Source organism: Pedobacter caeni (assembly GCF_900129215.1).
GTDB lineage: Bacteria > Bacteroidota > Bacteroidia > Sphingobacteriales > Sphingobacteriaceae > Pedobacter > Pedobacter caeni.
Genome location: NZ_FQUQ01000003.1, coordinates 849222 through 863745 on the forward strand (window position 1 = coordinate 849222; position 14524 = coordinate 863745).

Annotated in this window: 10 protein-coding genes; 5 read left to right on the forward strand and 5 right to left on the reverse strand. The window is 41.9% G+C overall.

Annotated elements, in window-relative coordinates:
- Nucleotides 1-229: 229 nt before the first annotated feature.
- Genes BUC20_RS18240 through BUC20_RS18255 form a run of 4 tightly spaced genes read right to left on the reverse strand, consistent with a single transcriptional unit; the run spans nucleotide 230 to nucleotide 8091 of the window.
- Nucleotides 230-1642 carry a calcineurin-like phosphoesterase C-terminal domain-containing protein gene (locus BUC20_RS18240; RefSeq protein WP_073232471.1) on the reverse strand — a complete coding sequence of 471 codons (1413 nt, stop codon included), beginning with the start codon at nucleotides 1640-1642 and terminating at the stop codon, nucleotides 230-232.
- Nucleotides 1643-1686: 44 nt separating this feature from the next.
- Nucleotides 1687-3225, reverse strand: a complete 1539-nt coding sequence (locus BUC20_RS18245) for a DUF5689 domain-containing protein (protein WP_073232472.1) — start codon at nucleotides 3223-3225, stop codon at nucleotides 1687-1689.
- A 28-nt stretch (nucleotides 3226-3253) separates the two neighbouring features.
- Complete coding sequence (locus BUC20_RS18250; protein ID WP_073232473.1) at nucleotides 3254-4816, reverse strand: SusD/RagB family nutrient-binding outer membrane lipoprotein; 1563 nt, start codon at nucleotides 4814-4816, stop codon at nucleotides 3254-3256.
- Between the two features lie 11 nt (nucleotides 4817-4827).
- Nucleotides 4828-8091 (reverse strand): SusC/RagA family TonB-linked outer membrane protein, encoded by a 3264-nt coding sequence (locus tag BUC20_RS18255; RefSeq protein WP_073232737.1) that lies wholly within the window; start codon nucleotides 8089-8091, stop codon nucleotides 4828-4830.
- Between the two features lie 363 nt (nucleotides 8092-8454).
- Between BUC20_RS18255 and BUC20_RS18260 the strand changes: the two genes are divergently transcribed.
- Nucleotides 8455-10992, forward strand: a complete 2538-nt coding sequence (locus BUC20_RS18260; protein ID WP_073232474.1) for a phosphocholine-specific phospholipase C — start codon at nucleotides 8455-8457, stop codon at nucleotides 10990-10992.
- 68 nt (nucleotides 10993-11060) lie between these two features.
- The gene (locus tag BUC20_RS18265; protein ID WP_143166840.1) at nucleotides 11061-11489 is read left to right on the forward strand and encodes a hypothetical protein; all 429 of its coding nucleotides are present in this window, start codon (nucleotides 11061-11063) and stop codon (nucleotides 11487-11489) included.
- A gap of 120 nt (nucleotides 11490-11609) precedes the next feature.
- On the opposite strand, the gene purN is transcribed toward BUC20_RS18265, so the two are convergent.
- Complete coding sequence (gene purN, locus BUC20_RS18270) at nucleotides 11610-12188, reverse strand: phosphoribosylglycinamide formyltransferase (RefSeq protein WP_073232476.1); 579 nt, start codon at nucleotides 12186-12188, stop codon at nucleotides 11610-11612.
- A 420-nt stretch (nucleotides 12189-12608) separates the two neighbouring features.
- Here purN and rpsT point away from each other — a divergent pair, with 420 nt between their 5' ends.
- Genes rpsT through BUC20_RS18285 form a run of 3 tightly spaced genes read left to right on the forward strand, consistent with a single transcriptional unit; the run spans nucleotide 12609 to nucleotide 14487 of the window.
- The gene (gene rpsT / locus BUC20_RS18275; RefSeq protein ID WP_073232477.1) at nucleotides 12609-12863 is read left to right on the forward strand and encodes a 30S ribosomal protein S20; all 255 of its coding nucleotides are present in this window, start codon (nucleotides 12609-12611) and stop codon (nucleotides 12861-12863) included.
- 59 nt (nucleotides 12864-12922) lie between these two features.
- Nucleotides 12923-13624 (forward strand): RadC family protein, encoded by a 702-nt coding sequence (gene radC, locus BUC20_RS18280; protein WP_073232478.1) that lies wholly within the window; start codon nucleotides 12923-12925, stop codon nucleotides 13622-13624.
- A gap of 26 nt (nucleotides 13625-13650) precedes the next feature.
- Nucleotides 13651-14487 carry an endonuclease/exonuclease/phosphatase family protein gene (locus BUC20_RS18285; protein WP_073232479.1) on the forward strand — a complete coding sequence of 279 codons (837 nt, stop codon included), beginning with the start codon at nucleotides 13651-13653 and terminating at the stop codon, nucleotides 14485-14487.
- Nucleotides 14488-14524 lie beyond the last annotated feature (37 nt).

Here is a 14524-nt window from a genome sequence, read left to right on the forward strand (position 1 = left end):
GAGCCGCAAAAGTACCCATTTTTCTTTGAATGTCAAATGCTTATTTGCAGTATATTAAACCAGGCATTTGCATGGTCTTAATGCGCAATGCAGATGCCTGGTAAAAGCAAGAATTTATGGTATAACTGTATCAGCTGAGCTGGGTTCAAAGCCTAAACCCAGCTGTCAATTTCGTAGTGGTATCCATTGCTATTGTTATAGAATGTCCTGAGTGATATATACTTTTGTCCTATGTACTCACAACGGCAGTGTATTTTTCACCGAATCGGTCTGTCGCTACCACCTTAACGGTTTTTACCTCCGGACTAAAATGTGCGATAAACAAATGATCCATTTTTTGTGGCTCGACAAAAGATCTCTTCACAGGCATGTGGTCACCTTTATAAAGCTGTACAGCGAGCGGATCATATCCCTTTTGTTGTTCGGGTGCTCCCATGGCTTTATCATCTAAGAAGTATTCTACGCTCCATTCCGGATCCCAGTTCCACACATTGGCTATTGCTCTTTTTTGATTGGTCAGGGTATCCACATATACATTAACCTGTTTATTTTTGTCAAATCCTGTTGATTTGTAATACCATTTCAGCTCCGTTCCATTTACTTCATAAACCCCATATCCACGGGGAGTGCCGTCTCCACAAATTGGCCCTGTCCACCATGCACCACATACTGTTCCATGATTGTGTTCATAAATCCCATTGGTGATTTTATTGAGGTTATAATGGGTATGGCCCGACATGATATGGACATTCTTATAGCCCTCCAGCAAGGTATACAACTCTGTATTGTTTTTAACCGAATTGTGTACCGGGATGTGCAGGTTAATGATCAATAACTGGTCTTTAGCTATATGCTGAAGGTCTTTGGATAGCCAGGATAATTGATTTTCGCTGAGGTAGCCATCGTACTCCCGCTCTACTCCCAGGTAACGTACATCATCCAAAACTACATAATGCGCTTTGCCACGGTTAAAAGAATAATAGGTAGGCCCATAAACTTCTTTAAAGGTTTTATCTGAGGTTTCATCACCGCCGATTCTGTAATCCATATCATGGTTGCCCAATGCCTGGAAAAAAGGAATGCCCATTTCGGCCACCGCCTGGTTGTAATCAGAGAATAATGCATGATTGTCCCAGACAATATCACCTACACAGATGCCATGGATCAAGGCGTCCTGTCCCATTGATTTTACAAGTTGTTGCACATCCGGAACGACAGTATCCATCATTTCTTTTACATCTTTTTTAGTTTTCACCTGAGGATCTGCCCAGATGATGAATTGATGTTTGTTGTCGTTTCTTTTTAAGGCTTTCAATTTAAAATCATATTGGTTACGGCTACCCAGCGTTTCATATTGTCTGGTCACGTTATAATCTGTTTTAAACTCATATCCTGCCGGAGTGCTCATAAACAGCGTAGTCGCCCTGCCATCGGGTATGAGGGTATAGTTTCCTTTTGCGTCGGTAATTACAACGCTGTAACCATCAGAGATGACCACGTTCGGGATGCCTCTTTTACCATTGGTCACGGTTCCTGTTATCGTTTGATCTCTTTTTAATTTAGAGAATGCATTGGTTTGCAGGTTAATGAATGCAGCCCCGGTGATGAGGCCCATGGACTGTATAAATGATTTTCTGTTCAACTTCTGTTTGTTTAATTAAAAATGAGCGGTGATGGTTTTTATGATCAATTGGTAATTTTCGTTACAGCCGGCATTTGTTCGATTACCGGCAAGGTTGCAGCTTTAGGTACAGCAACAGTCTTGTGAACTCTTGATTTTGTCCATTTTTTTGTTGCCACATCGTATTCTCCACCCAGGTAAGTAAATTCAGTATCCACGGGTATTACAAACTTGAACGTATTTTTACCCTGGCCGTAAAATGGTTGAGCGGTACCGGCATTTGATGTTGTGTAATAATCGTTATTACAAATACTGTATCCTACGCCAGAACCATAAACACTTCCTACTGAGCCTCCGAAAAACACGACATCAGAAGGGGCTGTGGTTAATTCGACAACTTTTGTGGCAAAGATGGCAATGCCAGCAGAATTCCCGCTGTTAGCCAGCAGATTAGCCGTTTTGTCTCCAATCCCATCGTCGCCGTTATTATCACTGTAAAGCTTACTTACTACCCAGTTTGCAGCACTGATGTCTGTTGAGGTTACACCTGCTATTTGTTTATAGCCGCCTACATAAAAGAATTTACCTTTTGCCACCGTACCCCGGGTAATGTTAAATTTATAGGTACGTAAGCCTCCGGTATTCCATCCTGCAACCGGGAAACCGGTAGGTGTACTGGCTCCTGCATTGTTTGTTGCATAAACGGTAAAAGGCTTTTGTCTGAAATCCAGATCCTGGGTAGCCATAAACTGAATATATTCGTAGTTGGCATCTGTGCCGGATGGATTAGCAAAATAGCCGCTAATGATTGCCGGATTAGGACCCAATGGTATCGATGGATCGACCACGATACTGGTCGGGATAAAATCTTCTTTTAAACGGGGCCATACCTGTGGTACACCATTACTTGCAGAGGGAATCACAATTCCGGATATTTTAGCCGAATAGGGCAGGAATTCTGATTTAAAACGGGCTGTTCCGTTTACATTTATCTGCATATTTCCGGGGCCATCGTTAAAGGTCTTTACCCCTTCGATGGTTTCCACACCAATGTTGGGTTCAAAATTGCAGTCGTTTGCCAGGACTAAACAAGATTCGAAATTATCTGGTTTGGCAAGCGTAGTGATGGTCGAAATCGGAGTAATCAATGGTCTAATACCGCTAGCTACCCGTTCTACATTGGATGCAGTAATGCCAGTGATTTGTAAAAGGCCATCAACCCGTTTCAAAGTACTGCCTTCTATCTTAATATGTACAGAATCTCCCGGAGCATAATTGGCTGCCGCAGCACCTATGTTAATGGCGATGCCTCTTAAGGAATCAACGCCATTGCCCACCATTCTTAAATTCTGGATAAACAATAAACCAGCAGGTAAATTGCCTCCGGAATGATCAGAAGTAACCTGTCCGGCTACATAGGTAGCTTGTCCGGTAACATTTTTGGCTAATACCAGATCAGTGCCTTTGTATAGCTTCCGTAAATCAAAATTAGAAATATAAGGACCAGGGCTGCTGTTCACATAATCGCTATCCCGTTTACAGGCGGTCATCAGGACTATACATGCCCCGATAATCAGTATATGTTTTTTTAAAATCTTTTTCATGACTGTTTTTCTGAATAGTTTTTAAGAATTAGGGTTTTTGCCACCATATCAATGTATTGATGTCATCTGGTCCCTGAATGGCTACCGCATTCTTATAGCTGTTTGGATTTGTCGATTGCGTAATCAAAGGATAATTTAACCTCACTGGCATTTTCCTTCCTTCGAGTCCCGGTCCTCTTGGCAGAATGGGGTGTCCTGTGCGTCTATGCTCAAACCATTGTTGAAAATCAACAAGGAACATGGCATAGTATTTTTGTAGATGTATCATTCCCAACTGGCTTTTACTATCTGAAGTATTTTCGTCCAATGGCAAAGCCGGATTCCATTTTAAATTTGCTTCGGTTATATAATTTACAAATTTTGGATCCGCCGGGCTTGAGATATAGGTTGGCATCCAATAGTTGATGGCATCAGCCATCCCTTTATAATAGTAATTTTGAGCAAAACCACTGATCCAGCCTCTTGCTGCCGCTTCGGCCAGCATAAAACTTACCTCAGCACTGTTCAGGATAATACCCGTATTCCGATCCGTTTGCAAGGTTAATCTATTCTCCCCATCGGAGTTAAAATGTGCCTGTATGAGAATACCGGAACCGGGTGCATAACCACTAGGTACGCCTACGTAACCATCAGCTCCCTTGTCAATCCCAAAACGCGGAACACCGGCTGTACCCAGAGCAGGGTCAACCCTGGGGTCATCCCAGGTGGCCAGCTTGCCTAAAAAGAAATCGCAAATAGGCATCCCCCTGAAATCGGCTGCGCGAATACCTGCCATAAATGGAGAAGTATATACTGCAGTACTGCTATTGCTTCCATTCCATAGAATTCTTGCGGTCTGTGTATTGTCTTCTATCACCGGATACTCTGCAGGATTGACGTCTACAATTTCCTTGATTTTAGCGATCACGGTATTGGCCACTTCTGCTTTTGCGGATACGCGGAGTAATAATCTTAAATAAAGTGAATTGCAAAACCTTCTCCATTTGAGAAGATCCCCCTGATAAACCGGGTCGCTGGTAGCCACAATTGCTGTTCCTTCTTTTAACAATTTATTCGCTTCTTCCAGCTTTTTGAACATATCAGCATAAATGTTCTTTTGCTGATCAAAAACAGGCTGCATATTGCCCTCCTTACCCATGTTTGATTCCGTATATGGAATATCACCGTAGGTATCTGTCAACAGGGAATACACCCAGGTCTGGGTGATCAGGGATATGGCCTGATAAGATTTATTCAGTTTTTCCGGTTGGCTGGCAATGGTATAGATGTCTTTAAGGTCAGTTAAGCCCAGATACCAGTTGTTCCAGGTAAAATCCGCCCAGTTGTTTCTTACATCATATCGGAATACCCTGCCTTCGGAGTCGTTGATTTCCACGGTTACCTGCATCAGCTGATTGTTGAAACTCCAGTTACGGGACATATTGGTGCTTAAAATGTTAACCAATGCAGGTGCTAACAACTGATGGGCCTCACTGCTTTTTTTACCAATAGGATTTGTATTCACTTCTGTAAAATCCTTTGTGCAGGAGAATGTTGATGCACACAAAACTGCCAGGAGTACAGATACAATAGTATTTTTATTCTTTTTCATGATTAATAGAATTAAAGGCCCACAACTAAACGTACACCATAGTTTCTGGTAGATGGCAGCTGACCTGTTTCGAATCCCTGCACAATATCTGAACCTGCAAGTGTACCAAACTCAGGGTCAAAGGCCGGCCATGGCGACCAGATAAACAGGTTACGGCCATAAACACTTAATGATATTTTATTGAATCCGATGCTTTGCACGAATCTTTTATTAAACGTATAACCCAGGTTTGCTTCCCTGAACTTAAGGTAGTCTGTTCTGAAAATGCTTCCTTCTGCCTGACCACTGCCATATATCGATTCGTAGTACGCTGCAATATCTTTGGCGATGACATCATTTTTGCGATAGCTGCCGTCGGGGTTTTGTACCACACCCTCGCCAATTACACCATTATATCTTCCAGGTAGCGTAACCGTGTGTTTACCCAGTGAGGCCATTCTTGAGAACGTAAGTGAATGTCCTACTGCACCAAGCTGGGCATCGAATAAAACGTTCAGATTAATTTGTTTGTAGGTAAAGCCTGTACCTAAACTAAACCGGAACTTCGGTATGGTATTTCCAAGGTAGAGCAATCCGGGATTTTCGAGAGCTACACCGGTAGTTGAATTGTACACGATTTGCCCGTCAGGCGAGCGGAGATACCCCCTGCCATATACATCACCCATGGTGCCACCTACGTTTGCAACTACCTGTCCACTGCCGAGTGCTCCTGTACGAAGAACCAGAGCACTATCTGCGAGTTCTTTAATTTTATTTCTATTGGCTGAGAAAGTTCCGAAAGCTGTCCAGGTAAAATTTTTGGATTTTATTGGTGTAGCGTTAATTGCCACCTCAATACCTTTATTATCTACCCGACCGATGTTAACGACCTGTACGTTGTAACCAGTAGATTTATCTACGATTCTATTTAAGATCTGGTTCTTTGTGTTGCCAGAATAGACTGCTAAGTCAAAATTCAAACGGTTGTTAAATAGCTTTAAATCTAATCCTAATTCAATCGTAGTTGTGATCAAAGGTTTCAGATCTGGGTTAGGCAGTATCCTGGGGTTATTTAAAGCACTGTCCGGATAGATTCCGTCTGAGGCAGACAAGTAATTATACGATGTTCTGTATGGAATGGTACTGCCACTTCCTACCTGAGCAACAGAAGCCCGTAATTTGGCAAAGCTGACAGCAACAGGAAGTTTCCAATAATCGGATGCCACAAAAGCTAAGCTGGCCGAAGGATAGAAAAAACCAACATTATCTGTTCGTGTTACGGTAGCGAGGGTACTATTCCAGTCCTGGCGACTGGTAATGTCTAAAAACAAATATTTTTTGTAACCGAATGACATTGCCCCATAAAAACTGTTAATTCTATACTTGGCGGGATCCACAACATAAACCAAAGGGTCTCTGTTGTTGTCCAGGCGGTAATCGTTTGGAATGACTAAACCGTCTGCGCGGGTTTCTAATTTATCATACACATTGCGCATCTGACTACCTCCCAGGGTTGCTGTCAAACGCAGGTCATCGTTAAACTTCTTATCATACTTCAGCATAAAATCGGCATTGATTTCATAAGAACGGATGTCGGAAACACGGTAAGAACCTTTGGCAAATTTATTTCCGGAGGCATCCCATGGACGTCGGGTTTCACGGGTATCATTGTTTAAGTCAATGGAGGCCCGTGCCATTAAGCTTAACTCATTAGTGAATTTGTAATTCCCCTGGATATTGCCTAGCCATCCATTTCGCCTCTGGGCATTGATGTATTGTTCTGAAATCGCATATGGGCTTTCCGGAAAAGAGGTAGTAAGGTTCACCAGTTCCTGGTATTCCTTGCCTGGTGCCCAATAATTTCTATACCAATCTACGTTTACATTGGGTTGAGCAAACATAAACCAGTACATCAATGATTGGTTGCCATAACCTGTGGCTGGTAAGTTGTCGCTATGTCTGTTGCTGTATTGTACTTTCAGATTCAGGCTTAACTTCTTTGTAATATTGGTGTTTGCATTTAAGGCAACGCTTGTTCTTTCCAGCCCTGTATTTGGCACAATCCATTCGTTATTACCATGACTGGCAGATAAGCGAAGGCCTACTTTTTTATAGGTCCCATCCAGGCTTACTGTGTTCGTGGATTCAAAACCAGTCACAAAAAACGCATCAATAGGATCTTTAAAAGCAACCCAGGGTGTTCTTTCCAGGCCCCTGGTTCTGGTTACAGGATCATATTGAAAGAACTTGCGGTCAGGGTCAAATGCTGGTCCATAGGAGGCGCTGGTGGCATTGGTACTCGGCCCGTCTGCAGTGGCGCCGAAGGAGAAATAGGAGGCGCCGTAAGTGCCAGAACCGAATTCCTGTTGCCGGTCTGGTCCACGATTCACGTCTTCCCAGGCGCTGTTCGAGGTAAAGGTGATTCCCATTACCTTTTTATTCATACTTGCTGATTTGGTGGTAATGATGATCGCTCCATTGGCACCTCTCTGACCATATAAAGCTGATGCACCAGGGCCTTTAAGCACGGTTACGCTTTCTATATCGTCAGGATTTAAATCATTTAATCCGCTGCCAAAGTCTGCAGGCATAATATCACCGGATGTTCCATAAACACCACCGCCAGTGGCAGCTGTACGTTTTGAACTACTGGAGGCCACTACACCATCAATTACGATTAATGCTTCGTTGTCGCCGGTAAGGTTATTCTCACCCCGTAAGATAATTTTATTGGATCCTGCCGGACCACCACTACGTACCAGATTTAAACCTGCAACTTTTCCTGATAAGGCGTCAGTCCAGTTACTTGAAATTGCATTGGTTAACTGGGTGCTGTCTACGGTGGTTGTTGAATAACCCAAAGATTTTGCCTCACGTTTGATCCCCAGGGCTGTAACAATAACCTCATTAAGTTCAGAACTTGAGCTGGTCATGTTGACCATCATGGTATTGGTTGCTTCGGTAATCATACGCCTGACAGGTTGATAACCTACCATATTAAAAGAGATCTGAGTTCCCTTGGTTACTTTTATTGTGAAGGAACCATTTCCATCAGTTGCCCCTAAGACTTTCTTCTGGTCATTTGAAATGGTAACACCAGGTAGAGGTTGTCCATCTCCGGCATCTTTTACCGTACCTTTTATCGTGACGGTTTCCTGCAGGAACGGAAGGAGTACATTCGCTGGAGCTGCGGCTGAAAGGGCTTGTGGCAGTTGCATTATGCCCAACACCAATGCGAAGGCAAGGTGTTTTAAGGGCTTTTGAAACGGCACACGATGAGTAGAGATTTTTATCATAATGCGATTTTTTGGATTCTTAATTTTGTTTACTTGGTTTGTCTGAGTGGCGGCATACATACTTTTTTCCTAATTGTTTTTCGCAGCTTTCGCGGCGTTCAAACAACAAGGAGCAATTGATCATTTCTAAATTTGGGATGTGCTGCAAATATCAAGGCTTCAGCATTAAGGGGGTGTTAAACATTGATTAAGTTAAACGTTTTCCTGACGGTATGGGGAGGTTTTTATTCCGTTGGACTGAATCGTATCTGATCAAAAAATAACAGTAATTTTATATAGAAGGAACTGATCTGTAATCTTGGATTGGGACATTAGCCGGATTATTAAAAATAAGCAAAAGACTAATCACATTTACTACTATTCATGGAATCAAGAAGAGAATTTATCAGAAAATCGCTTTTATTGTCTGGTGCAGCCGGGCTTTCGACGATGTTGCCAGCCTCGATACAAAGGGCGCTGGCTATTGATCCAAAATTGGGAAGCAGTTTTCTTGATGCGGAACATATCGTGATCCTGATGCAGGAAAATCGGTCCTTTGACCATTGCTTTGGTACATTGCAAGGGGTGCGGGGATTTAATGATCCCCGCGCAATCACGCTTCCTGACCAAAAGCCAGTATGGATGCAAACCAATGCGGTTGGCGAAACGTATGCGCCTTTTCGTTTAAATATCAAAGATTCTAAAGTAACCTGGATGGGGGATTTACCACATTCAAGGGCCAGTCAGGTGGATGCTTATAACCAGGGCAAATATGATCAGTGGTTAACTGCAAAAAGATCGGGTAATAAAAAATATAGCGATATGCCCTTAACGCTGGGCCATTATACCCGTGAAGATTTGCCTTTCAATTATGCAATGGCTGATGCTTTCACGGTATGTGATCAGAATTTCTGTTCGGCGATGACCAGTACTACGCCTAACAGGTCGTTTTTCTGGACGGGAAAAGCATCTTATCAACTGGATGGCCTACAGAAAGTAAACATTAGAAATGATGATTTTAGCTATGGCAAGCTTCCCTGGAAGGCCTTTCCTGAATTACTGGAGGAAAATGACATCAGCTGGAAGTTCTATCAGAATGACCTAAGCTGTGGGGGTGGTTATAAGGGGGAGGAGAGGGCCTGGCTGTCTAATTTTGGTTGTAACTTACTGGAGTTTTTTGCAGCGTACAATGTTAAATTCTCACCGCGTTATGTGAGGAACCTGCAAAAATTGGTAGAAACGCTACCTGGTGAGATTAATAAGTTGCAGGAGGAAAGTCCTTCAAGTGATGCGGCAGCAAAAAAAATAAAGACAGACCTGGAGAAAAAAATGGCTGCTTTGGATAATGCTGCTGCTGAATTGAAACAATGGAGCCAGGCAGAATACGATAAGTTACCGGACCATCAAAAGCGTTTATTTAAGAATGCTTTTGTCATCAATTCTGGTGATCCGGATTACAGGAGTATCACTACGCTGAATTATACTGATAAGGATACAAAAAGAGAGGTTACGGTTCCTAAAGGAGATGTTCTGTATCAGTTTAGAAAAGATGTGAATACAGGAAAGTTGCCTGCGGTTTCCTGGTTGGCCGGACCTCAGAATTTTTCTGACCATCCAAGTGCACCATGGTACGGGGCATGGTATGTTTCAGAAATCCTGGATATCCTGACCAAAAATCCGGAAGTATGGAAGAAAACCATCTTCATTACTACCTATGATGAAAATGACGGCTATTTTGACCATGTGCCTCCATTTTCTATTCCGGATGCCAATATTCCCGGAACAGGTCTTGTTTCCAAAGGGATTGATACCGAAATTGAGTATGTACGGTTGGCCAATGAATTGAAACAGGGTGTTCCTGAAAAAGCGGCACGTGAAGCACCGATCGGTCTTGGGTTCAGGGTACCAATGCTCATTGCTTCTCCATGGAGCCGGGGAGGGAAGGTGTGTTCTGAAGTGTTTGACCATACCTCAACCTTGCAGTTCCTGGAGACATTTTTCAATAAAAAGCTCAATAAGAACCTTCGTATAGAGAACATCAGCAAATGGAGGAGAGCGATATGCGGAGATTTAACTTCAGTATTTAGCCCGTATAATGGAGGAAAAACAGATAAAATAAACTTTCTGCAACGGAATAATTTTGTGGAAGATATTTATAATGCAAAGTTTAAGGAAGCGCCAAATGGCTTTAAAAAGCTAAGTGAGACTGATATATCCGGGTTTATTAAAAATCCAAAGGATCAGGATGTGATGTCTCAACAGGAAAAAGGAATCCGTCCTTCCTGTGCATTGCCTTACGAATTATATGTTAATGGTAAATTAACTGCGGATCAGAAATCATTTGAAATCAGCTTTGCTGCAGGTAATACGGTGTTTGGTAAGAAGTCTTCAGGTGCGCCTTTTACGGTGATCAGCCCGGGAAATTTTCATGATCCTTCGTCTGAAGCAGGTTCGGAGAGTTATAGGAATTGGTCATTTGGAGTGGTTGCCGGTGATCTGATCACTTACAAATGGCCTGTTGAGGCTTTTGAAGGGTCGAAATATCAGCTTCTGGTAAATGGTCCAAATGGATTTTTCAGGTCATTTAAAGGATTGGTTAAGGGGGCTTCGGTTAGTGTGGAAGCTGAATATGAAAAAGTGGGTTCGAAACTTACCGGAAACCTGTTGCTGAAGATCAGCAATCAAAATCCATCTAAAGCTTATACTGTGGTGGTCAAAGACAATGGATATGACAATGTGGAGGTTAAAAAAGAGGTTAAGTCGGGTCAGATCCTGCAGATAGTTGTTCAGGGGAGCAAGAGTCATGGCTGGTATGATAGCAGTGTTGTTGTTGAAGAAGTCCCTGAGTTTGAGCAGCGTTTTGCCGGAAGGGTGGAAACGGGTGCAGAAAGCTTTAGTGATCCTGTAATGGGAAGGGTGTAAATTGATTTGGTGATAATGCTGTGTTAACAGATTTCCGTTTCTTTTGGTAAAAATTAACCCCCATTAGTATGAAAAGAATTTTGCTATTATTGAGTATCGTCTTCTGCAGTTTTGCAAGTCGTTCACAGGTTTATGCACATCTTGAGATGCAGGATGATTATGAAGTTGAAGAAGGGTATTGGCGCGAAGGAAATTCGAAACTCCGAGGAACTTTTTTGGTTTCTTTTTATGCAGATCAACAAATGACACAACCGATCGTACCTAACAGCGCTATCACCGTATTGCTTGGGTTAGGACCTAACCGGACCGTTGCTTATTTTCCTGATGGCATGAATCAGAACGGCAGATATGATATTCCTTCAGGAGATGAATCATCTGTTATGATTGCTTCAGATGTTGCGTATTATGAGCGTCATTGGCTTTACGGAGAACCGGACATTTATATACGTTATGATTTACAACTTCTTCCGGGTTCTGGTTATATCGTTATACCTTAATTGGTAGCATTAATTTGTAATCTGTAGAATTAAAGCGGAGATGTCATCTATAGATAACATCTCCGCTTTCTCGTTAAAACAGGTTTATTCCGGAAATATTGACCAGAACTCCGGTAAAAGTTACTTTTTTATCTTTTTGATGATGGTCTCAACAATACGGGGGTAGTGCTGGTGTTCCAGTTGCTGACCTTTGAATTTAATGAGTTCCAGGTTATCATCTTTATCAATGCGGTATTTTGCCTGATAAATGTACTCTCCTTCGTCATAATTTTCATTCACGTAGTGGATGGTGATGCCTCCTTCAGTTTCTTTTGCTTCCATCACTGCCAGGTGTACATGATCCCCATACATTCCTTTGCCTCCGAATTTTGGAAGGATCGCAGGATGGATGTTGATGATACGTCCAGGGTATTCGTGAATTAATTTTTTAGGGATGAGCCATAGAAATCCTGCCAGTACGATCAGGTCTACTTCCAGATTTTTGAGCAGGTCGATGATGTGATCAGTATGGTAAAACTCGTTCCTGTCGAAAATATGTGAAGGGATTTCAAAGTTGTCTGCACGTTGTAAAACATAAGCATCCGGATTGTTGGTGAGCACCAGGGCGATCTCTACTTCAGGACTACGTTTAAAATGTTCCATCAGTTTTTGGGCATTGGAGCCTGAACCTGAAGCAAATATGGCGATACGTTTTTTCATCTGTGCTGGTTGATTTATGAACTCAAGCTGGCTTCTCCGGTTTTTATGGGCCGGTGATTTTTGTCAAAAATAGCATTTTAAGCATTGATCCGAAGATTTTTATTGCTTTTTGTATCATTTAATCCCAGGTCAGTAGCTCTGAATCAAGCTGTGTTGTGTCTGTATTGGTTTTATTGATCTGAATTATTGCGTACATTGCAGCCATTGAGCAGGGGATGGGTGTGGTATTCCAGACTTTCTAACCTGTTATAAATCAATATTTAAGATTTATTAAAAATATTTACGACTTCATTTTGCATATTAAAAACATTAATTCTATATTTGCAGTCCGAAAAAAATGGAAAAACAAAAGGCTGGTAGCGGTTGGGATTGTACCCAATAGTCTTGAAAGCTTTAAAAGGAATATTATAATATTGAAAAATGGCAAATCATAAATCTTCATTAAAAAGAATTAGAGCAAACGCAACTAAACGTTTACGTAACAGATATCAAGCTAAAACAACCCGTACTTTTATCAAAAGGTTACGTGCTGCTGAAGACAAGAAAACTGGACAAGAGTTATTACCGAAAGTAATTTCTATGTTAGATCGTTTGGCTAAGAAAAATGTTATTCACAAGAACAAAGCAGCTAACAACAAATCGAAGTTAACTAAATTTGTTAATGGCTTAAATTAAATATAGCTTTACAATATTATAGACGGGATATGCTTAATTGCATATCCCGTTTTTTATTTATGGCAAATTACAAACCGAAAATAGGCATCAAGCAATGGGCTGAGGAAGACAGGCCCCGTGAGAAACTCATGCAGTACGGAAGGAGGCACCTCACCGATGCGGAGCTGATTGCCGTATTGATCGGTTCAGGTAATCTGGAGGAAACCTCTGTTGATTTGAGTAAGCGCATTCTTGCCGCTTATGATAATGACCTGGATAAGCTGGGGAGGGCAACAGTTAAAGAGCTTTCCCGTTTTCGGGGGATCGGGGTGGCCAAAGCAATTTCTATTGTTGCCGGACTGGAACTCGGGCGGAGAAGAAAGGAAGAAGGGGTAACGCCGAAAGTAGTTCAGATTAAAGATGCAAAGGATAGTTATGCGCAGTTTTATCCCGTGTTGACTGATCTTCCTCATGAAGAATTTTGGATATTGCTACTGAACAGGGCTAATCATGTGATCAGTAAACATCAGATCAGTAAAGGAGGTCTGTCTGGTACGGTTGCTGATCCAAAGATCATTTTCAAGGTAGCGATGGATCATGATGCGACTTATCTTATTCTGGCACACAACCATCCTTCTGGAAATTTAAAACCAAGTCAGGAAGACCTGATTCTGACCAGAAAGTTGACTGCTGCCGGTAAATTGCTGGATCTGATTGTGCTTGATCACTTAATTATTACAAACAATTCATATCTTAGTTTCAATGATGAGGGCTTAATTTAACCTGCATTAGGTAATTTGCCGCTCTTATGAGAAAAGTAATCCAACTAAGTCTGGTATTGCTGTTGATGGTATCAATGGCCAATGCACAAAGGGAAAATGCAATCAATATCATTTCCTATAACATCCGTTTAAATGTAGCTTCTGATGGTGAAAATGCCTGGCCTAAACGCAAAGACAATGTGAAGGCATTGGTTAGATTTCATGATGCAGATATTCTATGTGTTCAGGAAGCATTGCCTTTGCAGGTAGATGAAATGCTGGCAAACACCAATTATGCAATGGAAGGCGTTGGTCGTGATGATGGGAAACGTGCAGGCGAATTTTCTGCCATCTATTTCGATAAGTCCAGGTTTACGCGTAGGGATGGAGGAACATTCTGGTTGTCGGAAACACCAGAAAAACCTTCTAAGGGCTGGGATGCCGCATTGAACAGGGTATGCTCCTGGGTCAGGCTATTTGATAAAAAGAATAAAAAGGAGTTTTTGGTGTTCAATACCCATTATGATCACGTTGGGGTACAAGCCAGAATTGAATCTGCTAAACTCCTGAAAAGAAAAATACAGGAAATTGCTCCGAAACTGCCGGTTGTATTTACAGGGGATTTAAATGTGACTCCTGAAACAGAGGCTATTGCTACCATCAAATCTTTCCTTATTGACGCCAAGGAAGCTTCTGTAGAGCCTGCTTATGGTCCGGTGGGTACTTTTAACGCTTTTAAATTTGACAGTCCCCTGAAGGATAAAATTGACTACATCTTTGTGAACAAAGGATTTAAAGTTCAAAAGTTTGGCGTGTTGTCGGACAGCAAAGATTTACGTTATCCTTCAGACCATTTGCCAATTATTGCCCGTTTATCTTTCTAAGACATTTACACCGACGGCATTATTTTATATCTTTGCA